This is a genomic window from Enterococcus sp. NPDC086594 (assembly GCF_044746145.1).
Taxonomy (GTDB): Bacteria; Bacillota; Bacilli; order Lactobacillales; family Enterococcaceae; genus Enterococcus_D; species Enterococcus_D entomosocium.
In genome coordinates this window covers 65,776-90,495 of record NZ_JBIVBP010000003.1, presented here as the reverse complement: position 1 = coordinate 90,495, position 24,720 = coordinate 65,776, and the positions used below count along the sequence as shown (strand labels likewise).

15 protein-coding genes are annotated in these 24,720 nt (G+C 38.7%); 5 read left to right on the top strand and 10 right to left on the bottom strand.

Translation table 11 applies throughout. The annotated features are described in order from the left end of the window. Positions 1-99: 99 nt before the first annotated feature. On the bottom strand, positions 100-816 hold the full coding sequence (locus ACIPK1_RS06675; RefSeq protein ID WP_005237422.1) for a GntR family transcriptional regulator: 717 nt from the start codon (positions 814-816) through the stop codon (positions 100-102). Positions 817-964: 148 nt separating this feature from the next. Between ACIPK1_RS06675 and ACIPK1_RS06670 the strand changes: the two genes are divergently transcribed. Both ACIPK1_RS06670 and ACIPK1_RS06665 read left to right on the top strand, forming a co-directional pair. Beyond that, positions 965-2,374 carry a PTS transporter subunit EIIC gene (locus tag ACIPK1_RS06670; protein ID WP_016613049.1) on the top strand — a complete coding sequence of 470 codons (1,410 nt, stop codon included), beginning with the start codon at positions 965-967 and terminating at the stop codon, positions 2,372-2,374. Positions 2,375-2,385: 11 nt separating this feature from the next. Next, positions 2,386-3,477 carry a GDSL-type esterase/lipase family protein gene (locus ACIPK1_RS06665; RefSeq protein ID WP_233499088.1) on the top strand — a complete coding sequence of 364 codons (1,092 nt, stop codon included), beginning with the start codon at positions 2,386-2,388 and terminating at the stop codon, positions 3,475-3,477. 155 nt (positions 3,478-3,632) lie between these two features. Here ACIPK1_RS06665 and mngB read toward each other — a convergent pair whose 3' ends face one another. From mngB to ACIPK1_RS06645, 4 genes are all read right to left on the bottom strand, one after another. Further along, positions 3,633-6,308: a mannosylglycerate hydrolase gene (gene mngB, locus ACIPK1_RS06660; RefSeq protein WP_400450336.1), complete on the bottom strand. Its 2,676-nt coding sequence runs from the start codon at positions 6,306-6,308 to the stop codon at positions 3,633-3,635. Between the two features lie 263 nt (positions 6,309-6,571). Beyond that, entirely contained in the window at positions 6,572-7,672 is a 1,101-nt protein-coding gene (locus ACIPK1_RS06655) for a PTS fructose transporter subunit IIC (RefSeq protein ID WP_008377165.1), read from the bottom strand. A gap of 18 nt (positions 7,673-7,690) precedes the next feature. Beyond that, complete coding sequence (locus ACIPK1_RS06650) at positions 7,691-8,014, bottom strand: PTS fructose transporter subunit IIB (RefSeq protein ID WP_005237427.1); 324 nt, start codon at positions 8,012-8,014, stop codon at positions 7,691-7,693. Beyond that, positions 8,011-8,472 (bottom strand): PTS sugar transporter subunit IIA, encoded by a 462-nt coding sequence (locus ACIPK1_RS06645; protein WP_005237428.1) that lies wholly within the window; start codon positions 8,470-8,472, stop codon positions 8,011-8,013. Before ACIPK1_RS06645 ends, ACIPK1_RS06650 begins: the two co-directional genes overlap by 4 nt. Positions 8,473-8,719: 247 nt before the next feature. Here ACIPK1_RS06645 and ACIPK1_RS06640 point away from each other — a divergent pair, with 247 nt between their 5' ends. Further along, a complete protein-coding gene (locus tag ACIPK1_RS06640) occupies positions 8,720-10,654 on the top strand; it encodes a BglG family transcription antiterminator (protein WP_244733112.1) in 1,935 nt (644 codons plus the stop codon). An 84-nt stretch (positions 10,655-10,738) separates the two neighbouring features. Here ACIPK1_RS06640 and ACIPK1_RS06635 read toward each other — a convergent pair whose 3' ends face one another. The 3 genes from ACIPK1_RS06635 to ACIPK1_RS06625 form a co-directional block, all read right to left on the bottom strand. Beyond that, positions 10,739-13,648, bottom strand: a complete 2,910-nt coding sequence (locus tag ACIPK1_RS06635) for a Spy0128 family protein (protein WP_400450335.1) — start codon at positions 13,646-13,648, stop codon at positions 10,739-10,741. An 85-nt stretch (positions 13,649-13,733) separates the two neighbouring features. Beyond that, positions 13,734-14,075 (bottom strand): hypothetical protein, encoded by a 342-nt coding sequence (locus ACIPK1_RS06630; protein ID WP_016619463.1) that lies wholly within the window; start codon positions 14,073-14,075, stop codon positions 13,734-13,736. Next, positions 14,065-15,495, bottom strand: coding sequence for a helix-turn-helix domain-containing protein (locus tag ACIPK1_RS06625; protein ID WP_196044122.1), 1,431 nt, complete (start codon positions 15,493-15,495; stop codon positions 14,065-14,067). The genes ACIPK1_RS06630 and ACIPK1_RS06625 overlap by 11 nt, the downstream gene beginning before the upstream one ends. Positions 15,496-15,993: 498 nt before the next feature. Between ACIPK1_RS06625 and ACIPK1_RS06620 the strand changes: the two genes are divergently transcribed. Together ACIPK1_RS06620 and ACIPK1_RS06615 are read left to right on the top strand one after the other, a co-directional pair. Then, the gene (locus ACIPK1_RS06620) at positions 15,994-16,314 is read left to right on the top strand and encodes a multidrug efflux SMR transporter (RefSeq protein WP_005237430.1); all 321 of its coding nucleotides are present in this window, start codon (positions 15,994-15,996) and stop codon (positions 16,312-16,314) included. Between the two features lie 222 nt (positions 16,315-16,536). Further along, positions 16,537-19,158, top strand: a complete 2,622-nt coding sequence (locus ACIPK1_RS06615; RefSeq protein ID WP_016613044.1) for an HAD-IC family P-type ATPase — start codon at positions 16,537-16,539, stop codon at positions 19,156-19,158. Positions 19,159-19,247: 89 nt separating this feature from the next. Here ACIPK1_RS06615 and ACIPK1_RS06610 read toward each other — a convergent pair whose 3' ends face one another. After that, positions 19,248-20,036, bottom strand: a complete 789-nt coding sequence (locus tag ACIPK1_RS06610; RefSeq protein ID WP_400450334.1) for a MerR family transcriptional regulator — start codon at positions 20,034-20,036, stop codon at positions 19,248-19,250. A 251-nt stretch (positions 20,037-20,287) separates the two neighbouring features. After that, positions 20,288-24,256, bottom strand: a complete 3,969-nt coding sequence (locus ACIPK1_RS06605; protein WP_400450333.1) for a MucBP domain-containing protein — start codon at positions 24,254-24,256, stop codon at positions 20,288-20,290. Positions 24,257-24,720: the final 464 nt, after the last annotated feature.

The window sequence follows — 24,720 nt, the reverse complement described above, 5'->3', positions numbered from 1 at the left end:
CTAGTTGATTTGTACAAGTGCAATAGAAAAAAAGTATACAGACAATGTACTAGAAATCCCTTTGCTATGATCTTTTATGTTATTTAGCTAAACCAGTTTTTAATTTTGATCAAATGAAATGAGTGCATATTCGTTAGGAATATACCTGATTGTCGTATATTCGAATAATTTTCCCATATCATTATAGACCGCATTTTCCAATATTCCCACACAATTATTTTTTCCTAAAGCTAATTCTTTAAAGTCAGAATCTTTTGCAGATTCAACTTTCATTATAGACTTTGATGCAGCGATTTTAAAATCTAAGTTTTGTTTGATATGGTCGTAGATTGATCCGGCTATGATTTTCTCATTAAGACCCTTAACGATACTTTTTTTGAAATAACTCGTATCTGACATCATCGCTTTCCCATCAATGAGGCGTAATCGTTTCACAAGGTATACTCTTTCACCAACCGGAAATGAAATTTTTTTTGCTAATGAATCATCAACAGTCAACTCGTGAAATTCTTGCACAATTGTTTTTTTTTCGACCTCAGTATCTGCGGATAGTGCCTTCAATCCTTGAAAATTTCCTACCTTGAAAGACTTCTTGTCAATCTCGATTCTTTCAAGAATAACTACCCCTCTTCCTTTCACACTATAAACCAATCCATCTTCATTAAGCAGTTGAATCGCTCTGCGAACTGTATTTCTACTAGTACCAAATCGCTCAATTAACGCCATTTCGGTCGGTAAAACCATTGTATCGTTATAGAGTCCCTCATTAATTTCATTTTTCAAAGTGTCATATATATCCCGAAACTTATTCACCATAGTTCCACCTCACTCTTTCAGTTAATTATAACATGATATCATTCTACCTATACAAAAAACTTAAATTTGTTTAAACAAATGCTTGATTATTTGTTTAAACAAATTTAAAATGAGCGTAACCGGTTAAAAGAAATGAGGAGGTTTTATTATGAGTGACAAACAGTTAGCGGAGTACATGATTGAATACGTTGGTGGAAAAAATAATATCAAAAATGTGATCCACTGCATTACACGTGTTCGTTTCTATCTAGTGGACAAAGAGAAAGCCGATACAACTAAGATAAAAGAGTTGGATGATGTAATGGGCGTAGTAGAAGCTCAAGGACAATATCAGGTGGTTGTTGGAAACAAAGTAAATGCTATTTACGAGGAAGTAATGCGCCAGTTAAACAATGATCAAGTCTTTGATTCTACAGAGGGAGTGGTGGAAAATGATTCCAATAGTGATTTTCTTCAGCTATTTCGAAATGGCTTCAATCAGTTTATTGGCATAATTACAGGTTCAATGATGCCCGTCATCGGTCTTCTTGCAGGAGCTGGAATAATCAAAGGATTACAAGCTTCGTTGGTGACGTTTGGTTTATTACAAGATAGTTCGCAATCTTATCTATTGATTAGCACGATTGCAGATGGCATTTTTTATTTTTTACCTGTCATCTTAGGTTTTACTGCAGCTCAAAAATTAAAGGTGAATCCTATTGTTCTGGCAGTCGTGGGTGCGATACTCATTCATCCAAATATAGTCACTATTGCTTCAAGTACAGCTGCGAAGGTCGCTATTTTTGGCATAGAATTCCCCATTATGAATTATACAGCTTCGGTTTTCCCTATTCTGGTCGCTGCTTGGTTAGCAACGTATGTTGAAAAGTTTTTAAAGAAAATTGTTCCTCTCGTGATTTCTTCCATTGTGTCACCAATCGTTGAAGTTCTGGTACTAAGCTTAGCCGTTCTTCTTATCATCGGACCAATCATAACGATTATTAGTGATGGGCTAGCATTCGGAATTAGTACCATTTTTGACTTTAACACGATTATTGGCGGAGCAGTCTATTGCGCACTTTTTCCAGTCTTAGTGGTCTTCGGCATGCATTGGCCATTGATTCCGATCATCGTCAACGATTTAACTGTTAACGGATTTAGTATGATGAATGCCTTCTCGTCTGTATTGATGATGGGTATTGCGGGTGCAACATGCTCAATCGCATTGAAAACAAAAAAAGCTCAACTAAAACAAGTTGCCTTTGCTGCCACTCTTTCACAAATATGCGGTGTTGGCGAACCTGCAATCTATGGTATTCTACTAAAATACAAAAAAGTCTTCTATCTCGTGACCCTTTCAAATATTTTTGGTGGTGCTCTAGCAGGTTTCCTTCACTTGGTCAACTATGGATTCGCAGGTGGGGTTATAGGATTTGCCTCTTTTATCAACCCGGTTGCAGGGATCGATAAAAACTTCTATGCTTATCTACTCTCTCATATAGGAACATTTTTGCTATCCTTTCTTTTGACTTGGCTTTTTGGTTTCAATGATAAAATGAAAGCTGCAGATGAACTGTAAGGTGATATATGATGAAAAAAATAATTTGGCATCAAGTATTTTCTAATTACCAAGTACTAAACTTTTCTCCTAATGGACGTAAATTACGTTTAAGAATCAAGCAGCCGCTTTCTGGACAACGATTAGCACTCGAACTTTGTAACCGCTATGATTCTTTTGATTTAAACGTAGAGTCGATAAAAATCAGTAGTAATCCGGGAAACCAACAATCCAATGTTATTACCTTAGATAATCGACCACAATTCATTGTCCCAGCTGGATCCACTTTATGGACAGATGACGTTGATTTTTCAGTAACCAAAGGAGCCGATATTCTGATAGAGGCATTATTCTCCAACGAGATCAATCGAGTATCTTCCTCGGCAAACTTACTATCTGATCAAGTAGTCCATTCGAATATAAGAGAAACCAATAACTTTATTTTTGGGATTACTTCAGTTGCTCTAGAAACGAAAGTTGATGCAAAAGTCATTGCTTTTTTTGGCGACTCTTTGACGAATCAAGGATATTTTAGTGATAGTGTCATCGACAATCTAAACAAACGTGGTCTGATTGCAACAAGCTTTAATGCTGGCATATCAGGCAATCGTCTGACACATGCTGGTTCAGGGATTTCTCGTTGGAAAGACAGCTTTGGTGTTGCAGGAATCGACAGGTTCCAAGCAGATGTCGTGGATCAAAAGCCAGATTTGATTGTTTCATTGATTGGGTTAAATGACTTGTTTCACCCAGGAACTGGCTCACCGCTTTCAGAATTACCTATCAAAGAAGAGTTGATCCAACAATACAAAGTTCTAATAAATCTGGCAAAAAAAGCAGACATTCCGTTTGTTCCCCTCACGCTTCCCCCTTTTAACTATTCTTACAACCAAGGAAAGCCGAGTTGGACCGAGGAAAAAGAAGCTATCCGAACTGCGTTTAATCAATGGATAATGACTCAAGCAAATACGATCGATATCAATGATATGGTAAGAGATCCTTCTGATAAAACGAGATTAGCTTCTGCATTTGATTCGGGGGATCATCTGCATTTTTCTCAAACTGGAGGGGAAATTTTAGGAAAAGCTGTGGCTGAGAAAATTCTTTGCCTTTCATTGCTGTGAATTGATAGACTCTCAACAAAAACTGTTAAAAATAGTCAAAAATAAAACCTACCTCCCATACACATCTGGTTAAAATGTATACGGGAGGTTGACCTTTTCACTATGAATTTTCTTCAACTCTGCACTTAAATATCCTTACTCTCGATCACTAGCAATTATTCTACATACAATGTCACAAATTTTGCATGGCCTATCTTTTCAAGAGTGACTACATTCTTTTCCACAAGAAGTGCTTCTTTTGTAGCTTCTTTTAAATCGACTGTTTCTACTACGTTCACTGGATGGTTAAATGTGATCGTCGCGTGTCCAACTTCATCTAAAAGCCCATTGTATAGACGCAAAATATAACCTGGACGAGCTTCGGCTTTTTTAAATACACTTAGGGTCAAATTGCCATTGATCTCAAAAAGACTAAAGTTTGCCGGTAAGGTTGGTTCAACCGGCCCTAAAGTAAAAATCAATCGGGAATTCAGGAATTCTGCGGATTGATAAAGCGTGATCGGTGTTACTGCTTGTTTGGCACGTTGCGCAACATTTGCTTGATCAAATCCTTGCGCAAAGTAAGCAACAGAAAAATCAAAATGCATCGTTTTGTGACACTGCGCAGCTGGTGTCGCAATCACTGATTCTCCTGAAGCACGCCCTGGACGATACAGTAGATTCTCTTTCCCCATGAAGCCATAGGTTCGGAAAATCGTTAAGCGAATCGTATCAAACGCTTCCCCCACGATCTCATATTCACGTACACCCTGAGGCATTACTGCTACGCCATGGGATGCATCGAATAAACTGACAAACGATTGACACGTTTCTATGGCGATCGGTTGCTCATTCCATTGCTCTTTATTGGCTTCCCAAAGGGCCATTTCTTTTTCAAACATAACCGGACGCTGCAATGTACCAAACTGTTGGTCAGCCAGCGAAAATTTCGAGGCAATTCCGGTATCAAATAGCACACATACCCGATGGCTATCCACTTGTTGATTTTCAACCGTTAATTTGAAATCAATTTGTTGCGATTGTTTTTTTAACACGATCGTCAATTGGATCGGCAGTGAAGCCGAGATCTTCTTTTCTGCACGTTCAGCTAAATCCTTCGGAACCCTCAGGGTGAATGCCACATCAATCTTTTGGTAGATCGCTGATTGCTGAATCGAGATCGTTGGTTGCGCATCAATTGATGAAATCACAAAATCTTTCACAGGTGGTGAATAATTGAATGAATCACCATCGTCGCCATTTTCTTCAATAATCCCTTGATTTTGATAAAGTACTTGATTGGTTTTATCTAGAATATCCAACGAACCATTGCTATTGACAGTGATCTGATAGTACTCATTTTCGATCGTATTGGTTGTAATCTCCTGCAATGGTGCGCTTGTATCACCTTTTAAATCAATCGTCATCTGGGTATACCCCATACTCGGCACGTCAGTCGTTTCTATGGCAATTTTTGCTTTATAGACTTTCTCCGGCAAATAGATCTCCTTGACTGGATCTAATATGTTCCCCTGATTCAACACATACTCCGTTTGGTCGGTAAGCTCTAAAATCGTATAAGGTAACGCCTGACCTGACTGGTCAAGGATCGCAAACTCTTTTTGCGGCAAATAAACCTCTGCTTCGATCACCCCATTACGTTTTGTGTCATAGGTATTGAAAAGCGTAAAAGTAATTTCTTTTGCTTGTGGGTTGTTGATTGCAATAGAAATCTGTCGTAACATCAATTCGACAAGATTCATAGAAATATCTCGCGCTTGCTTGTAGCGCATATAGATATCTTCGTTTGTCGTATCAGAAACACAAGAACCAATCGAATCATGCGCCGCATTTTCAAACATTAACTTCCAAATCTCTATGACTGTTTCTACGGGGTACTCAAATCCTAATTGCATAGCCATAGTTAAGATAGGCTCCATGACATTGACTAAGTAATGTTGGATCTGAGTGTTCATCGCCTTCAAATCAGGACGTGAAGAAAAAATCGTTTTGTGAATTCGCATCAATTTTCCGTTGATCAGTTCACCAGCGATTTCTTCCAACTCAGGATGGCGTGCTTTGACCGCAGCAATGTATTTTTCGATCGTTGAAAATTGTAACTCATACTCATCCTGATACAGTTGATTCATTCGATCAACCAATTCTGGAAGATTTTCTCTAACTGGTGCTTGGTCGAAACCATTTGGAAAATACACTTGATCCGTTGCACTGCGTCCCCAAGTCGTTTTAAACGGTTCTTGATGTAAGAACTTTGCTAATTCTACTTCTCGTTCAGGAATGGCACCGCCAATGTAGTACCCACTTGGGATCTGGTAAACATTGACCACAGAACCATCTTCTCCACGCCATTTGTACTCTGTGTGTTTAACATCGTCATCACTGACACCGCGCCAAAACATCGTGTCAGTGATACCAAACTCACGATAGATTTGTGGCATACTAGCTGCTTGTCCGAAAGAATCTGGCACATAGCCGACATTCATGTAGGTTCCGAATGCTTCACAAATTTTCATGCCATATAACATATTTCGAACAATGCTTTCTCCCGAGATCACTAATTGATCGGTTTGTGTGTACCATGGGCCAATGATCAATTTTCCTTGTTGGACAAGTTGTTGAATCCTTTCTTTGTCCTGTGGGCGCCATTTCAAGTAATCATCTAACAGAGAAGCCTGTCCATCTAAAATGAAACTTTCATAAGGATCATCCTTTTCTAGTTGTTCAATGACGTTTTTTAGATCGTGCATCAAATAGATTTTCGAGCGACTCGTCGTAAAATACCATTCGCGATCCCAATGACTGTGGGGTACGACATGTACTGTTTTTTTCATTCAATCATTCCTCTCCCGTGATTAAAAAAGGCACGTAACGATGGGTGTCGTTCGTGCCTATTAATTTTTCTCAATTTTTTTACCATCTGGTACGCATAATTTGATCCTTACATAAATGCTTCGAATTTTGAAAATCGTTTCTCTTCAAATACTCTTGTTTTCTTCCCCAAGTCTTGTCCTTGTCAGATACCTTAAAGCGTTCTTGAAACATCACCTGATCGTGCCTTTTCTTTTGCTACTATTTAGCTAATCAGCCTTGTTGCTTAGTTTTCAAAGCTCACTTCAATATCATCGAGGGCAATATCTTCTGTTTGTTCTTCTTGCTTATTGAAATTCACGAATAAAGGCGCGACAAAACCGATGAAGGCTGCTCCTGCAAATAGTCCAATCAAATACGCCCAACCGTTTCCAACAGTGAAGAAGCCGTAGATTCCCCCAACTGGCGGCATTTTGTCATACATTCCTAATGCGATCCCCAAACCAGAAGCGATTGCTCCTCCCAACATGTTGATCGGCACAAGCCGTAATGGATTGACTAATGTAAAAGGAATTGCTCCTTCTGTGATTCCGATGAACCCCATAATAAAGTTATTACGCCCAGCATCCAGTAGCTCTTTGTTGAATCGATTTTTGTGGAACAAAGTTGCTAAGGCATATCCAAATGGTACCGCACAAATCGCAACATTCACGATGATAGCTGGCAAAAAGACCCCTTCCGCTAGTAACACATTTCCTGCCATCCAAGCAGCTTTGTTTACAGGTCCCCCTAAGTCAGAGCCAATCATTGCCCCCATGATGACTGCCAGTAAAATTTTGTTAACGTCATTTTCAATCATGGTTCGGATCCATTCAACCAAACTAGTATTGATCCACGCCAATGGCTCAGAGAGTAAGGCGCCCATGACGATTGCTACAGACAATGTAGCAATCAAGGGTAAAATTACCAGCGGCATCACCCCAGCAAACGACTCCGGTAATTTGATATGTTCTTTCGCCCACTTCACTAAGTATCCTGCTAAGAACCCAGCAATAACTGCCCCTAAAAACCCAGCATTGGTGCTAGAAGCGACTGCACCACCGATAAAGCCGGCACCTAGCGCAGCCTTATCTCCAACAGAATACGCGATAAAACCAGCCAAGACAGTATTGATCAAGCCGATTCCTGTCCACCCTACTTGTTCAATCAAATAAAGCGCATGTTTAAAGCCTTCCGTGTCAGCATAAGGATCTAAGCTTGTGATCCCCATACCAAGAGCAATCATTTTCGGAATGGCAACAACCAGTGAAGCACCAATAATCAATGGCAGTACAAAACTAATTCCACTCATCAAGTGGCCTTTTAAATCTGCTAGAACTCTTTTCATCATCCTTGCCTCTTTCCTTTAGTTTGCGTTTCTTTGTTCAACAGCAGCGACACATTTCTTCAGCACCGCTTCCGGTGCTTTGATACACGTATTGATATTTACTCGAATTTGCGGTTTTCCTTCAAACCGTTCCATCCCAACAACTTTTTGGTCAGTCGCTAAAAGCAAGAAATCTGCTTCTTTTGCTTCGGCTGCAGTGATCTCATTGACTTGCCCTAACGAGCCTTGCTGTTCGATCTTGACCTCATAGCCAAGTTTCGCACCAGCTTTTTCTAAAGCTTTTGCCGCCATCGGTGTATGTGCCAATCCTGCTGGACAGGCGGAAATCCCTACTATTTTCATATAATTTTCTCTCCCATCATTTCCTTTTTGATCAATTCTGCTAAATAAGCTTTGTCTTCTGATTGTTGAATCTGCTGGATGAATGTCTCTTCAAGCAATGCGGTTGCTAGACGACTCAGCATTTGCAGATGCACCGTTCCTTCATCTTTTTTAGGGACCATCAAAGCAAACACATTTTTGACTGCCGAATCATCGAAAGTTTCCCATTCGATGGCTTGCTCTAAACGAATAAACAAAACGGTCGGTTCCAAAACCGGTTCAGCTTTTGCATGTGGAATAGCAAAGCCTTCTTGTAAGCCGGTTGAATATTGTGCTTCCCGTTCAATGAATGCCTCACATGTATCTGCTGCATTGGTAACGATCCCTGATTCATAGGCATGATGCGCAATTACGTGAAACAGTTCTTCTTTTGATGTAACAGCCACATTCAAGAGAATATTTTTTTCCTGAAAATCCATCTCATCTGCTCCTTTCCTTTATTATGAAACCATTAGCGTAATTCGTGTGGTTTATTTTCTGTACACGTTTAATTTACGGTTTCTGATTCACCATGTAAACACAACAAATTTCCAATTCAAGCGGCAATCATTAGTAAAGCGTTTTCCAAAATGATTGCCAACTCTTCTGGAAACTTTCGGTACTGGTGAAGCATTTCATTCTTATTCTTTCTATTGTATGATGAGAAAGAGCACGGAGGTGAAACAAGTGTCAAAACTTGCTTATCAACGATTAGATGATCTAATGGAAGTATTAACTAGACAAACGGCGCCGCTACCAATGAAGGAGTTAACAAAAAGCTTCTCGATTTCTGAGCGAACGGTTCGGACCGACATTGCAAATTTGAATGATTTGTTAACAAATGTAGGAGCCTCCATCAAGTTGATTCGAGGACAAGGCTATTTGTTGTCTATTGGTTCAAAAGAACGATTTCATGACTGGTGGACTGAAAGTATGTCGACTACCGAGTCCTTTCTAACTACGAGTGAAGAACGACAAGCTTATCTACTTTTCCTTTTATTTAAGAATGAAACCCCTTTATCCTTGGATGATTTTCTTGATCGATTATTTATTAGTAAAAACACCTTTTACTCATACTTAAAAACGGCTCGAGACAATTTAGCGACCTATCAATTAAAAATAGTAAATCGTCCAAATATTGGCTTTGAAGTCTTGGGTAACGAATTCGCCAAACGCCAAGCAATCAGTGATCTGTTGATTGAAAAAGATCTCCAAGAGTATTTGGTCGGCTTCACGGAAATGGAACTTGAGTTGTTTGATACGATTGATCTAACCCGCTTGCAAGAATTGTCATTAAATCATCTGGCACCCTTAGACTTATTAGACTCTGATTACTATCATAAAAACATTCTTTCTCATTTTGCTTTAGCAATCAGTCGCTTTATAGCCGGTCATCAGATCAACGAATTTCCCTTGCATGTGCCCGCGCTCAAAAAAGACGCCCAGAAAGTTGTAGGTCACTTCTTAGAAGAAATCGATCATGCATTTGATATACAATTGACTGCTGGAGAAAAACAATACTTCATTTACTATCTCGCGATGAACGCACCACGTTTAGTTGAAACAGGCGATGCAAGCGATTCTTCCACGAAAACTGCGAAAGCCATTGTGGAAGAATTATTAACTGCGATCAAACAGACGTCAAACTATGCATTAGAGACAGACAAGATGCTAATAGAAGATCTGACATCTCATATTGAGGGCTTTATCAATATGAATCTAATGGATGCACGCCGTAGCAATCCATTGCTGACAACGATCAAAAAATCTTTTCCACAGGCTTATGATTTATGTTTGACTCATTTAGAAACGGTAAGCCTGAAACACGGTTTTTATTTTTCTCCTGATGAGATCGGCTATATCGCTTTGCACATCGCAGGTGCTATGGAAAGGAATTCCATCAGAAATCATCATAAACATCGCGTCATCCTTGTTTGTGGAACTGGTCGAGCCATGAGTCGTATTATTGAAGCAAAAATTATCAAGCACTATCAAGAAACGATCGAAGTCGTTGATCGCTTTTCTTACGTCGAGCTACAACAATGTGATCTTTCTGCGATTGATTTTGTGATCACAACCGTTCCATTAGAACAGTTTTCGGTTCCCTCTATTTACATCAACATGGCCAAGCTAGATAAAGAAATTGGCAAAATCGAACCGTTCATTGAAACGCTCAGTGAAACAAAAGACGGCATCTATTCATTGTTTCAAAAAGCATTTTTTCTTCATGAAAATCATGCAGATAAAGAAACCTTACTAAAGAAAATGGCGCAGCAATTGTACCAAAAAGATTTTGTGCCCCAAGATTTTTATGACAGTGTGAAAAAACGAGAAGCAATCAATCAGACCAATATTAACGAGTGGCTTGCTATCCCCCACCCCATGACATTGCTGGCAAAACGCTCAGCCGTTTCAGTGGCGATCATTCCTGATGGTGTTGATTGGGGAAATGGTGATTTGGTTAAATTTGTCTTTCTCTTTGCGATTCAAAAAGACGAATATGAAGATACCGAAGAAATCTATAGTCTTTTATTAGAATTGATGGATCGTGAAGATATTCAACAAGCAATCTTACAAAAAAGTGACTATCACCACTTTTTGAGCTGTATCAAGCAATTATAAAAGGAGCTGGGGAATCCAGCTCCTTTTGTTGATATGACTAATCTTATTTTGATAGTTCTTTTTTCTCATTCATAGTAAGCAAAATTAAGACTGTTTCTTGACCTTTTTATTTTTTAGTATTATTAAAAAGATGAAACAAATGATACAGAACAATCCAACGAGTATATATCGTTGATCTACAGTTTCTCCTGTCTTAGGCAGAGCATCACTATCTGATTTTTTTATCCTTTTATTTTCTTTCTCCAACTCTTTTTCCCTGGTTGCTTTAATTGAACGATCATTTATTGAAAATTTGATAGGGGTTTTATCGATTTGATACCCATCTGGTGCTTTAGTTTCAACTAACTGATATTCTCCTATGTCTAAATTGCTTATCTCAACTTTTCCATCTTTATTTGTAACTATTTTTTTCTGTACAATATTTCCTTTCGAATCTTGCAACTCAAACTCTGCATTTGCCAGTAGCTTTCCTGTTTCGCTATCTACTTTTTTCAGAGTTACTTTCCCAAGTTTTGGTGATACATAAGTATTCTTGAAAAGAATCGATTCTTGATACGCTGGACTTGCCACTAATTGCCCCGATTGATCCTCCACATTTACGGTTACATGATAGACTGTGTCATCATAGGTGATCGTGTTATCTGTCCCTGCGACTTCACGGATCGTATACTTGTATGTGCCAGCTTGGTCATAGTCGATCGCATCGAAATAAATTTTCCCATTGGCATCATTGGTCTTGGTTTGAAGCACTTCCCCTTGCTCGTCCAACAGCTGGAATTGAAATTCATCTGCACTTAGTGCTTTGCCAGTTAGTTCTTTGCTTGCTTCTAGAACCGCACTTCCTTTTGCGGGATTATAGCTATTTTTAAAAGCAGCACTGCCTTCATAACTTGGACTTGCCACTAATTGCCCCGATTGATCTTCCACATTTACCGTTACATTGTAGACTGTGTCATCGTAGGTGATCGTGCTATCTGTCCCTGCGACTTCACGGATCGTATACTTGTATGTGCCAGCTTGGTCATAGTCGATCGCATCGAAATAAATTTTCCCATTGGCATCATTGGTCTTGGTTTGAAGCACTTCCCCTTGCTCGTCCAACAGCTGGAATTGAAATTCATCTGCACTTAGTGCTTTGCCAGTTAGTTCTTTGCTTGCTTCTAGAACCGCACTTCCTTTTGCGGGATTATAGCTATTTTTAAAAGCAGCACTGCCTTCATAGCTTGGACTTGCCACTAATTGCCCCGATTGATCCTCCACATTTACCGTTACATGATAGACTGTGTCATCATAGGTGATCGTGCTATCTGTTCCTGCGACTTCTCGGATCGTATACTTGTATGTGCCAGCTTGGTCATAAACGATTGCATCAAAGTAAATTTTTCCTTTGGCATCATTGCTCTTAGTTTGGAGCACTTCCCCTTGCTCGTCCAACAGTTGGAATTGAAATTCATCCGCACTTAGTGCTTTGCCAGTCAATTCTTTACTTGCTTCTAGAGTCAAAGCGACAGGTTTTTCTATTTTCTTGTTTACAACATTTTTCGTCACTTCTTTATCGTTGCCAAAGTCGCTTGGAGTAACAGTTAGTACCTGATCCAATAATTCATAACCCGCAGGAGCTTTTATTTCCTTTATCGTATAATTATCCTTCAGAAGATCATTGATAGAAGCTCGCCCTTCGTCATCTGTTATCAATTTTCCTACAACTTGTCCCGTTGACTCACGTAGAACTTCAAAATGTGCACCAGAAAGAACTTCCCCTGATTCATTCGTTTTAAGAATACTTACCGTGTAATTATATCCTTCGGCTTCGCCTCCTCCTTTTTGGTAATTTGTATAGGCAACGCCATCCTTTATCACTACGTCATTTGATGTCAATACAGCCGTATTAACGATATTCTCTCCATCAACAGGTGTATACGCTAATTCTGCTTTATAGTAAATTGCGTATTGATCTTCACTACCAATATCTCCAAAATCTATTGAGAATGATCGTTGATCACTAGAAATATTGATTTCATAATCTCCAGTCACGTTGACACGATTTACTAATTCCCAATCATTTCCAGCAGCATTTAATTGCCACTTTCCTTTATAAATAATGAACGAACCTGGAACATAATTGACAGCCTGACTATTTATCGCATCGGTGATCGTAGCATCAGGATAGTTACCGCTACTTCGATTGATTGCAACATAATATTGAATCGTTTGATCACTTCCGTCTGTAAACCAACCAGATTTCGTTAAAGGATATGTGGTTGTATCTATACCAGCATAATCAATTTCAATTGGAAAGGTCGTTCCTTCAACATCAATCGTCGTCGTTATTATCTGTTCCTCTTGAACAATTGTTGAATCAACGCCCGCGTAAAAATAAAAAGAGCCATGTATATCTGAATGGATTTCTGCATAATCTGTATAGGTCAGAATAATCTGTTTTGAATCTGACAAAACGGTTGCATTGGCGACGATGTTACCGTTCGAATCTTTTAATTCAAAGGATTCGTTACTACCAAATCTAAGTTCAGGCGGCAAGGTGATCGTTGTCGTATCTCCTTCTTTTACTTGGTTATTTGGTAGATCAAACGTCCCATTGATTCGAAATGTCTCCCACTGTCCAACAGCTTCCGTCAGAGGAGCTCCATTTTTATCCGTGATACTAAAGGAAGTGATCACATCATCAACTGCTGAAAATGGAGCAATGGTTGGCGCTCTTGATTGTTTCTCCGAAGTCTGTAAAGTTTCTGATTTAAGATCTGATTGTACCTCTGTATTCTGTAAATCTGTAGATTCTACCGATCCACTTGATGTGGTGGTCGATGTTTCACTTTGAGACTCACTTGTTCTATTTGTTACATCACTCGTCTCACTTGTGGCTTGTGTACCTTGGGTTTCACCAATACTCATTTCAGCAATCGCGTGTAATGGCGCAACCAAGATAGATGTTACAATTACTAAAAGGCTAAAATAAGTAGAAATTCTTCTTTTCATATTCACCGATTCCTTTTCTATACTATTAATGTGTTGCATACTGACATTTTTATACCGTTGCTACAAGATTCATCTATTTCAACTACTATCTTTTATGCAAATATTCCGTGTACTTTCTTCCATATAAAATTCCCCCAGACATACTTTCTAAAATTCTTCCTAAATAGATGGGTTTATCATTTGAAAGCAAATAAGGTTGTTCCGTTAACATTGTTAATTGTTGCTCAATTGAGAGGAAATTTTCCTTTTGTTTTCTGTATTTCGCTAATTTTTCTGAATCATTCTCAACGACGATTTCATTCTCATTGGAACCTACTTCAAACGCATATACAGGTGCTTCTTCTTTCGTATGTTCGCTAGGCAAGAAACTCATTTGATTGATTAGAAAAAAGGGTAAAACTACCCATGAAAAATATTTATCTTTCAAAAGCTGCCTCCTTTAGTTGTACTAGCAACTCTCCCAGTTCCTTCCAATCATTAGATGTAGGCGGTTTTTTCCAAATAAGTTGTTCACAGTTCAATTTATCCATAGCACAGTCCGAAAGAAATAACTTGGTATTATTACTGATTTTGGCTTCAAAGATAAGATTCATCGATTGTAATGACTGTAGCATCATTTTTATATAGCTGTTGTAATTATTCCCATGAGAAAAATCAATACAGATATTTAAAGGTGTCTCAATTTCTTCCATGGGTAGCTGCGTAACTAATAAGAAAAGATAGTCATAATAAAGCTTGTTTTTCTCGGAATTAGATTGGAAAAAAGTGGATTTTTCTATTTCCCGAAAAAAATCCTGAATAAATTTATCAATTGCTGGATTGGTTTCCTGAAAATAATTAAACTTCCCTTTGATAATGAATGACTGATTTTTAAAGCGATAAACTAACCATTTTATATGTATATTTGTTAGTTCCTTCTCTATAAAATCATCTCTTATTTCATAACTGAATGTGTCAAAAAACATAGAAATAAATTTTTGAGTCAACTTAACTGCTTCTTGATACAAATCAAATGTCATAAACTTCGTAACGAATTGTTCATTGTCGATTTCAAAATGACAGAACATCAAAAAATAACCAATTTCATTCTCTATCTGTTCATCGTCGATCGAAGAGTCACTGTTTATCGCTTTTTTCAACCACTTCGTAAAATCATTTTTCACATAGTCCACATAAGTCTCTTGTATAAAATGTTTATTTTTTATTCGAATGAACCAAACACTAATAAAGATTGCTAGTTTTATTTCTTTTGTTCTGGGGATAGTTACTATATATTGTGATGAAAATTGCTTTATAATTCTATCGGTCATTTGACGAATTTCTTTTGGAAAAGGATTTTCAATGCCGTTAAATAATTCATAGTAAGTACTAAAAAAAATACTGCGTACGCTTAACTCATTCCCAATAATTCTGCTCTTTTTAATCAAAATGTTTTCTTCATTTAATAAAGACTTTAAATGGCGAAACTTCACATAGCTAGAGGTCTGGCTGCTGTGAAGCAAACTAACTTGCTTTTTCATAGGAATCTCATTAATGAAGAAATTATCCAAAATATTAAAAAGTTCACAAATTCTCATAAACTTAATTCTTATTTTCTTTACTGTTACGTAATCCAGATTAGCACAAGTAATTTCTCCTGATTTTTTGATATAAATTTCAGTATCCTTGGAAATTAAGCTCAAATACGTATTCAATTCATCTATGTAAGTTTCAACTTTATAGCTAGAAATAGCCAAAATCGTACTTAATTCTGAAACTGTACAATAATGATTTTTATAATTCTCTATGTATTTAAGAATTACCCACTCATAACGATACCTATCAATCAATAGTTCTTCTGACAACATAGAAATACGCCCTCCCCTATATAAGTTTACAAGATTAGTCAAAAAGTAGTATAAGCTTTTTTAAACAAAATTGCTTATTTTTTTTATTTATTAGAAAAATATAGTAATTTTGAATTGAATCTTTTGCTTAGAATCTAAATTAAGAAATGATAATATAACTTTACGTATGATTAATAACTAGTATTCCTAACATCTTATCTTTTTACAACTATTTAATTACTTGCTAAAAAATAACTTAATGGCTAGTCAAAGACAAACTGATTGAACCTTGATTTCCTTGGCTATCTAGACGAAAAAATTACCTTTCGTTCTTGAAAAAAACTTGATAGTTGACTTCGCTTATCGTTGACATTCCGCCTCTTTTCAGCTAAGATTTTATTATTGTTACATTAATTGAATATCCAAAACACCACCGGGTGATAGAAGTGTTTGGTAAACTCATTAGGTCCTTGAAGAGTTTACTGAATGCTTATTTTTTTTTGAGGAGGAGAATAAATTATGACATGGATTTATTTACTTTTAGGAGGATTTTTTGAGGTCGTATGGGCATCTACCATGAAACTGAGCAACGGGTTTAGCCACTTTTGGTATAGTATTTCAACAGTCATCGGAATGCTTTTCAGTTTTGGCTTCTTGGCTTTAGCGGTCAAAAACCTACCATTAAGTATCGCTTATCCTGTTTGGACAGGGATAGGTGCGGTGGGATCGATTATTGTGGGGGTCGTGTTCTTTAAAGACCAGCTATCCCTTCTGACTTGGGTTTTCGTCGTCTTATTAATAGTTGGTATTTTGGGCATCAAGTTTACCAGCGGACATTGATTTAGCCATTTGATAATAGTTTTGCTAGCCTTTTTGTAGGTACCTTCATTAATCAAGCGCCTTGACTCATATATCGAAACACGGATCCAAATCGCCTTTTTCAGCCAATCTAAAGATTTTTTTGCAATTAGCCTATAGATAAAAAATATTTTCAAAAAACGTTTGACCTTATAGTCACTCTAACCTTTATGCTATTCATGTAAAGAAAACGGAGGGAAAATAATGAAACAATGGCATAATTTGGATATTGAAAAGGTGCAGTCAGCGACAAGTGAGACGTTTATCACAAATGAGGTACGTAAAGCGTATCAAGAAAAACACGGGAAAAATAAATTACAAGCATCAGAAAAGACACCCGAATGGAAGAAGTTTTTATCTTACTTCCACGATGCGTTAATGTATGTCTTGATCGGTGCAGCTGTTTTAAAATTTATTACGGGAAGTCTAATTGAAGGAGCGATCGTTTTACTAGTGGTCGTTTTAAACGCAATGATTGGTTATTATCAAGAGAGAAAAGCAGATGATTCACTATCTAGCATTTCAAAATTACTTAGTTCAAAGGCGACAGTCGAATCTGAAAACGGACGCCTTTTAATCGATGCAGAAGATTTGATTCCAGGGGACCGTGTTTATTTAGCACCTGGTGATGTTATTCCTGCTGATTTGCGTATGGAAACTGTGAATCAACTAAAAATAGATGAATCGATTCTGACTGGAGAGCCTGATGCAGTCGTAAAAACAACTGCTCGTTTAGAGGGGCAAATAGCACTTGCTGAACGAACCAATATGGCGTATTCAGGTACGCAAGTACAGTCAGGAACTGGAAAAGGGCTCGTTGTTGAAATTGGCTCGGACACTGAGATTGGTAAAATCAATGCTTCTTTAGCAACCATTGAAGTGAAAGAAACCCCTTTATTGAAAAAAGTGAACGAAATGAATCATGCTATTTTTAAAGGGATCGGCGTCTTTATCTTCTTATTAGGACTGATCAGCTACTTCATTTATGGCATGAGTCCGATGTATATCGTGTCAGCAATCATTGCTTTGATCGTTTCTTCTATTCCTGAGGGATTGCCTTCTATCTTGACGATTATTCTGTCTTCCGGCGTGAAAAATATGTCGGAGCAAAATGCGATCGTAAAGGGATTGCCTACTGTCGAAACACTTGGCTCAATGACAGTCATCTGTTCTGATAAAACAGGTACTTTGACCAAAAACGATATGACCCTTACCAATGTGTTTTCTAATAATCAGGTAACAGTGATTGATCATGAAGACCAAACAGATTCTTCGAACAACGAACTGCTAGCCAAAATCATGCAAAACTGTCAAGAAACACAGAGTTTCGGTGATCGCCACTGTCCAGTGACCGGAAATGCAACAGAATTAGCTTTATTACGTTGGACCAATCGTATTGGCACACCGCGGATCAAGAGTCTAGAAACATTACCTTTTGACTCAAAATATAAGTATATGGCAACAAGCCATTTGATCAATGGGAAAAAGCGGATTTTTGTAAAGGGTGCTCCAGATATCGTTTTAAATAAAGCGACTGCTGCACATATTGATGGGCAGATAGCGGAGTTTGATCATGCACAGTGGGAAAAGATCAATTTGGCTTTTGCTTCAGAGGGACAACGAGTGATCGCGTTTGCTTATAAAGATGTAGATACAACGACTGAATTGACTCATGAAGAGATGGACGAGCTCGTAATCATCGGATTAGCTGGCATTATCGATCCAGCAAAAGAATCAGCGATCGAAGCGGTAGCAGATTGTAAAAAAGCCGGGGTCAGAGTCGTAATGATCACCGGGGATCACCCAACGACCGCAAAAGCGATTGCCAAAAAATTAGGAATCGACCATTCTGAACGGGCAATCACTGGAACTGAATTGGATCGTTTATCCACAGATGAGTGGCAAAGAGTGGTAAAAAATACCAATATTTTTGCCCGAACGACACCTGAGCATAAACTGATGATCGTTACTTATTTACAAGAACAAGGCGAAATCGTTGGAATGACTGGTGATGGGGTCAATGACGCACCCGCACTTAGAAAAGCAGATGTAGGGATCGCCATGGGAATTAAAGGAAGCGATGTTAGTAAACAAGCTGCCGACATGATCCTCATTGACGATAATTTTGAAACGATTGCAAAAGCAATCAAAGAAGGCCGTCGAATTTTTGATAATTTAAAAAAGACGATCCTCTTCTACTTGCCAACCTGTCTGGCCCAGGGGCTTTTGCTGATCGTTTCTATGTTGGGAAATCTTCCTTTACCACTAAGCACAGTGCAGATTCTTTGGTTAAATCTAGTTGCGTCAATTACACTCTCCTATGCGTTAGGTTTTGAACCAGCTCACAAAATGATCATGAATCGAGCACCTCGTGATATGAAAGAAAAAATCATTTCCAAATATACACTCTTTCGAATCGTTTATGTCGGCCTACTCTTGACCTTCTTCGGCTTTCTAACGATGAATGCATTCGGCGACGAAGCTGTCAGACAAACCGTTTTGATCAATGCGATCGTTTTCGGTCAAGCTTTTTACATGATCAACTGTCGTGAGATCACGGATTCAGCCTTCAGTAACAAAATCAAGCAGAATAAAGCCTTGATTTACTCATTACTTGTTATGGCGATTCTCCAATTAGGAATGGTCTATTTTTCACCATTGCAAAGTATCTTACAGACCACCTCTTTAACTTTATCCGAACTGCTTATCAGTGTTATCCCAGCAACTCTACTTTTCTTATTAGTAGAATCTGAAAAGCACGTAACACGAGTCATTCTAAAGGAAACTACTCCCACCTACTCAATGGATACCAAAGTAGAGAAATAAGAACAGTTCTATTTCATAAGTCATCTTATCGATAAACTTGCTGAATCACTAAGTACCAATAGATACGTTTCTCCTTGATCGATCCCGTTTTAATCGGGTTGATCAAGGAGAATTTCTATTTTACTCACGTATTCTTCCGGTAAATTCGTCTCATGAAAATCAATCAAGTAGAACTCACAAAAATTTCCTTTCGCGACCAGTCTATTTTTCTTTAGGTAACTTTTTAGTTCTGCTAAAGCAGCTAAACGCTGCTTATATGTGCCCGTATAATAAATAGCGAGATACTCTCCTGCAGGCATTGTAAATGCCTTCTCATCTGCCAAATCGTTTGCCAGACAATAGAAAACTTGATGCCTAAATGCGTCTTCGTGCGGCAGTAAAATCGTTCCGAAAACATTTTGATTATTGGCATGCAGTTCTTTTTCAAATTGTTTGTGCAGGCGTTTAAGTTCAAAGTACAAGTCTTTCCCCATTGTGTCTTTCTCTTGACTTAAAACAAGGTACCGTTCTTCATAAAATGTACGTTCAATTTCATGGTTTTGCTTTTTTTCAGCGTAGACAAGCAAGTCAATTCGCTCTTTTAACAAATCTTGTTTCTCTTTTAACGCATGGATTCTATCTTCTAATTGCTCCATCTCGAAATGAAGGATTTCTTTAGTCAGCGCTTTATTCTTTGTATCCAAGTAGTTCTTAATTTCCTCAAGTGACACATCAAAAAAACGCAGGTCTCTAATGGTATTTAATCGCTCAATATCCTCGTATGAGTAATCTCGATACCCATTCTCAGTATAGTTGGGTGATAGCAAACCAATTTGTTCATAGTACCTAAGAGTATGTGGTGTGATATCATAGTTTTCACTCACTTGTTTTATCTTCATCGTTCCATCCCTCCCTTTATCTTTCATAGCGTGTCTCTGTCACAAAATCATATCATAATTTTCTTCAGAAAACGAAGGAGTTTTTCTATTGAAGTGGTCAGAAGGTTTGGTGTGTGATAGTACTTGAACAAGCTTCAAATCATAATGAAAAGACTGCTGATAAATTTCCAAGATTAGTATGGGAAATTATCAGCAGTCTTCTACTTCGCCAGTATTCTATTCCATTTCATAAGAAAGCTTTTTCTGATTTCTTATTTTCGTTTCTGTCTTAAGCGTCTTAAGAAAAATGCTAGCAGGGATGATACCGCCATAGTCACTCCAGCGTATAATATGAAGGGTTCCTCTTTCTCTCCTGTTTTTGGAAGACTTTTTTCACTCGTGACTGTTCTTGTTGTTTCTGATACGTTAGTCGTTATTTTCATATCAGTAGACGGTGTGTTATCATCTGTTTTTGTCTGATCACTTGGCGTGTTGCTCGACTCTTTTGATGAGTCTGTTGGATTGGCTTCGTCTGTTGCATTTTTTATATACGTCACAGTCAGCTCCGTATCTTCATCTTCTGCAGTCATTCCTGTTTGTTCTTTGACTGTCGTCAGGTCTGCCGTGTAGCCCTCAATTTGCTTGCTTTTCACCTCATCAAATGTCGTGTCACCATTTGTGGCTGTCCAGTCAGTATATGCGACTTCACCAGTCAGCAGATTGGTTGTTTCCGTGCGTGTATAGGTTAAGGTTTCCGTATAACTTTCTGCCGCTTGGCTACCATCTTCATAAACATAATGTATCGTCCGCGAAACCTCTTTGCTTTCCTCTTTCGTTTCCGTATTTGCTTTGTAGATCACAGTCAACTCGGTATCTTTTGCATCGGGTTGAATATTCGTAATTGCTTCGATTAACTCATTATCTGGTGTGCAATATTCAATCATTGGGCTGGAAATTTCAGCAAAAGTCGTGTCGTTGTCTTTTGCCTTCCATTCGCCATAGGTCACTACACCAGTTGCCAAATTCTTTGCTATCACCCGGGTGAACGTGACTTTATCGGTATGATCGTCCGCCGCTTTGCTACCATCTTCATAGACGTAATGAATCGTTTGCTTGACTTCCTCAGTTTCTGTTGCGGTTTCCATTTTTGGCACATACGTAACGGTGACTTCGATGTCTTGATTATCAACCGCTACTCCTGTAACTGCTTCGATCGTTTCCTTATCGACGGTATAGTTCTTAATCTCAGGACTCTTCACTTCGTCAAATGTCGTATCGTTTTCTTTGGCTTGCCATTCTCCATAGATCTTGTCACCAGTTGCTTCATTCGTTGTCACTGTGCGTGTAAAGGTCACCGTGTCTACTTTGTCTGGGGCTGCTTCTTTGCCGTCTTCATACACATAATGAACCGTTTGTTTGACCTCTTTGGTTTCTGTTGACTCAGTCATATTTGGTGAGTAAGTAACAGTCACTTCACGATCTTTGTCCTTTGCTGTCAAACCTGTGACTTTCTCAATGCTTGTTTTGTCTGCATGATAGTTCTTGATCTCAGGACTCTTCACTTCATCAAATGTTGTATCATCACCTTTGGCTTGCCATTCTCCATAGGTCTTGTCACCAGTTGCTTCGTTGGCGGTGACCGTCCGCGTGAACGTGACCGTGTCTACTTTATCTGGCGCGGCTTCTTTGCCGTCTTCATACATATAATGGATCGTTTGTTTGACCTCTTTGGTCTCCGTAGATTCGATCATATTTGGCGAATAAGTGACAGTCACTTCGCGATCTTCTGATTCTGCAGTCAGACCTGTGACTTTATCAACCGTTTTTTGGTCCGCATTGTATTTGTCAATTTCTGGACTTAACACTTCATCAAACATCGTATCATCATCTTGGGCTTGCCATTCGCCATAGGTCTTGTTGCCAGTTGCTTCGTTCGTGGTGACCGTTCGAGTGAACGTAACCGTGTCTACTTTGTCTGGGGCGGCTTCTTTGCCGTCTTCATATACAAAATGGATCATTCGTTTGACTTCTTTGGTTTCTGTTGACTCGGTCATATTTGGTGAGTAAGTAACAGTCACTTCACGATCCTTGTCTTCTGCTGTCAAACCTGTGACTTCCTCGATGCTTGTTTTGTCTGCGTGATAGTTCTTGATCTCAGGACTCTTCACTTCGTCAAATTTCGTGTCATCATCTTTCGCTTGCCATTCGCCAAAAGTTTTGTCACCTGTTGCTTCATTTATTGTGACAGTTCGTGTAAAAGTAACAGTGTCCGTTTTGTCTGGCGCGGCTTCTTTGCCATCTCCATACACATAATGGATCGTTTGGTTGACTTCTTTGGTCTCCGTAGATTCGATCATGTTTGGCGAATAAGTGACAGTCACTTCGCGATCTTCTGATTCTGCAGTCAACTCAGTGACTTTCTCAACCATTTTTTGGTCTGCATTGTACTTGTCTATTTCTGGACTTAACACTTCATCAAACATCGTGTCATCATCTTGGGCTTGCCATTCGCCATAGGTATTTTTCCCTGTTGCTTCATTCGTTGTCACTGTGCGTGTAAAGGTCACCGTATCGACACTGTCTGGCGCGGCTTCTTTACCATCTTCATACACATAATGGATCATTCGCTTGACTTCTTTGGTCTCCGTAGATTCAACCATCTTTGGCGAGTAAATGACAAATTCTTCAATATCTTCTGAATCGGCCTTTACATCGATAACTTCATCGATAAACTCCCTATCTGCATAGTAGTTGACTATCTCTGGACTTTTGACTAAATCAAATATCGTATCATCATCTCTTGCTTGCCATTCACCAAACGTTTCTTCGCCAGTGGCTAGATTCGTCCTTACTTCTCGAGTAAATTCAACTGTGTCTACTTTATCTGGAGCAGCTTCTGTACCGTCTTCATGCAAATAGTGAATGACTCGTGCGACAATTTTTCTTTCCTCATTACTTTCTATTTTAGGACTATAGATATACGTGACCGTTTGCGGAACATTGCTAAAGACAATTTTTTCCTCTCCTTGAACTTCCTTCAATGTATAGTTAGGGATCTCCTCAGGGACAACTTCAATTGAATCGCCAATATTTCCGCCAGTCAATACATTAGGTGGCAATAATTCATTACCCTCTTCATCTAGGTAATTGACTGTGACTGGTGCTCCTTCAATAAACCGAGGCTGCCATACATAGGTGTCAGCCATCGTCGTGCCATCGTAAATCAGCACTAGCTCCTCTGATTTTAATATATGTTCACCGTATGGCGCATCTATGGTACCTGTCCCTACATTTTGCCAGTAGCCGGTATAATAACTTGAATTCCATCCGTACATCCCACTTGGGTCAACCAAGTTCACCGGATAGGAATTGCCTGGCCAATTGTTCCACCCAACAAAACTGAATTTTGGTCCTAATGTTAATTCTCTTAGATAGCGTACATTTGCTAAAAACTGGTTCATCCCAGCACCTAAAGAATTTATAACACCGGTGCTATCAAAATTCGATAAATCTAATGTAGATCCGCTATAGCCATAAAACATACTATTCATCGTGGTGGCTTGACTCGTATCAAGATAAGTCAGCCCAACAATCTCATTCAATTGAGAGGGTACAGTGCCATAGTGGGAGTAGCTCTCGAACAAACCTGCCACATCGGCTGGCAGAATGACGGGCGCAGTGAGAATAACTTTTTTTATGACCATATTTTTAAGTTCTTCCGTTAAAGGAATCACTTGGTCCACCGCCGTTGTCAATGTACCTGCTCCTACAGTCAAAACCCCTTCAATATCTAATGTGGCTGGAGCGGTTCCCCAGTTACCTGACCAAACGATATTTTCTGCTTCCGCTACTTTTGTTTTCGACTCCTCATCAGATGTTGTACTGCTCTCAGCGGCTTCTGGCTCACTGGAGGATTCTGTCATTTGCTCTGTGGATGGTTCCACTTGATCTTCACTTGCTTGTGATGACTCCGATGCCCCATGTTCCCCTGTACTTTCTACTACTTGTGTTTCTGAATCGACGGTTTCTTCACCTGTAGCTTGTTCGACTATTCCTTCTTGTTGTTCAGATATGAATTCATTTGTACTTCGTGTTACTTCTTCTGTCGTTGAAGTGCTGATCGTTTCAGCTACTGCCGGAACACTGACAATTGCTTGCGTGATCAATGGGCTGCCTAATATAAAAACAGAAGAACTGATCAGAATACGTGATAAAAGTTCTTTCTTCGCTGGTTTTTTCATTGCTTTTCCCTCTTTCAAATTAAGTAAATAAGATCAGCTACACTCTCTCCAATTAAAAAAAGCTGCCCATTGACAACTACTTCTTACATCTATGTAATACGTTCGCTGACTCATTCCTTATGACTGCATTATTGCATGGTTTTCAGGGACGAACACGACAATAATTGTCATGAATATGACAAAATAAGTCCTATTTTATAAAACGAAAATAAAGAATATGAATGATTGTGTCTCTGAAAGTGTGAACAAATTAAAGAAATATAGTTTAACTTACTTCCTAGAACTGGTTCACACTATGTTTACAAAGCGTTCGGAGTCCTCGTAAAAAACTTTGGGTGTAACCGATCAATCCAATTAACTCGAAGGAAATAATAGCTATATAGAGATACAAAAAAAGAGACTGGATATTCAGCCCCTTTTGTTTATCATTCTTATTCATAGAAACAGCCAAGACGCTCTTGATC

Excerpts from the sequence above, each read along its gene's own strand:
- ACIPK1_RS06675 (WP_005237422.1), bottom strand. The coding sequence starts at position 816 with ATGGTGAATAAGTTTCGGGATATATATGACACTTTGAAAAATGAAATT.
- ACIPK1_RS06670 (WP_016613049.1), top strand. The coding sequence starts at position 965 with ATGAGTGACAAACAGTTAGCGGAGTACATGATTGAATACGTTGGTGGA.
- ACIPK1_RS06665 (WP_233499088.1), top strand. The coding sequence starts at position 2,386 with ATGAAAAAAATAATTTGGCATCAAGTATTTTCTAATTACCAAGTACTA.
- mngB (WP_400450336.1), bottom strand. The coding sequence starts at position 6,308 with ATGAAAAAAACAGTACATGTCGTACCCCACAGTCATTGGGATCGCGAA.
- ACIPK1_RS06655 (WP_008377165.1), bottom strand. The coding sequence starts at position 7,672 with ATGAAAAGAGTTCTAGCAGATTTAAAAGGCCACTTGATGAGTGGAATT.
- ACIPK1_RS06650 (WP_005237427.1), bottom strand. The coding sequence starts at position 8,014 with ATGAAAATAGTAGGGATTTCCGCCTGTCCAGCAGGATTGGCACATACA.
- ACIPK1_RS06645 (WP_005237428.1), bottom strand. The coding sequence starts at position 8,472 with ATGGATTTTCAGGAAAAAAATATTCTCTTGAATGTGGCTGTTACATCA.
- ACIPK1_RS06635 (WP_400450335.1), bottom strand. The coding sequence starts at position 13,648 with ATGAAAAGAAGAATTTCTACTTATTTTAGCCTTTTAGTAATTGTAACA.
- ACIPK1_RS06625 (WP_196044122.1), bottom strand. The coding sequence starts at position 15,495 with ATGTTGTCAGAAGAACTATTGATTGATAGGTATCGTTATGAGTGGGTA.
- ACIPK1_RS06620 (WP_005237430.1), top strand. The coding sequence starts at position 15,994 with ATGACATGGATTTATTTACTTTTAGGAGGATTTTTTGAGGTCGTATGG.
- ACIPK1_RS06615 (WP_016613044.1), top strand. The coding sequence starts at position 16,537 with ATGAAACAATGGCATAATTTGGATATTGAAAAGGTGCAGTCAGCGACA.
- ACIPK1_RS06610 (WP_400450334.1), bottom strand. The coding sequence starts at position 20,036 with ATGAAGATAAAACAAGTGAGTGAAAACTATGATATCACACCACATACT.
- ACIPK1_RS06605 (WP_400450333.1), bottom strand. The coding sequence starts at position 24,256 with ATGAAAAAACCAGCGAAGAAAGAACTTTTATCACGTATTCTGATCAGT.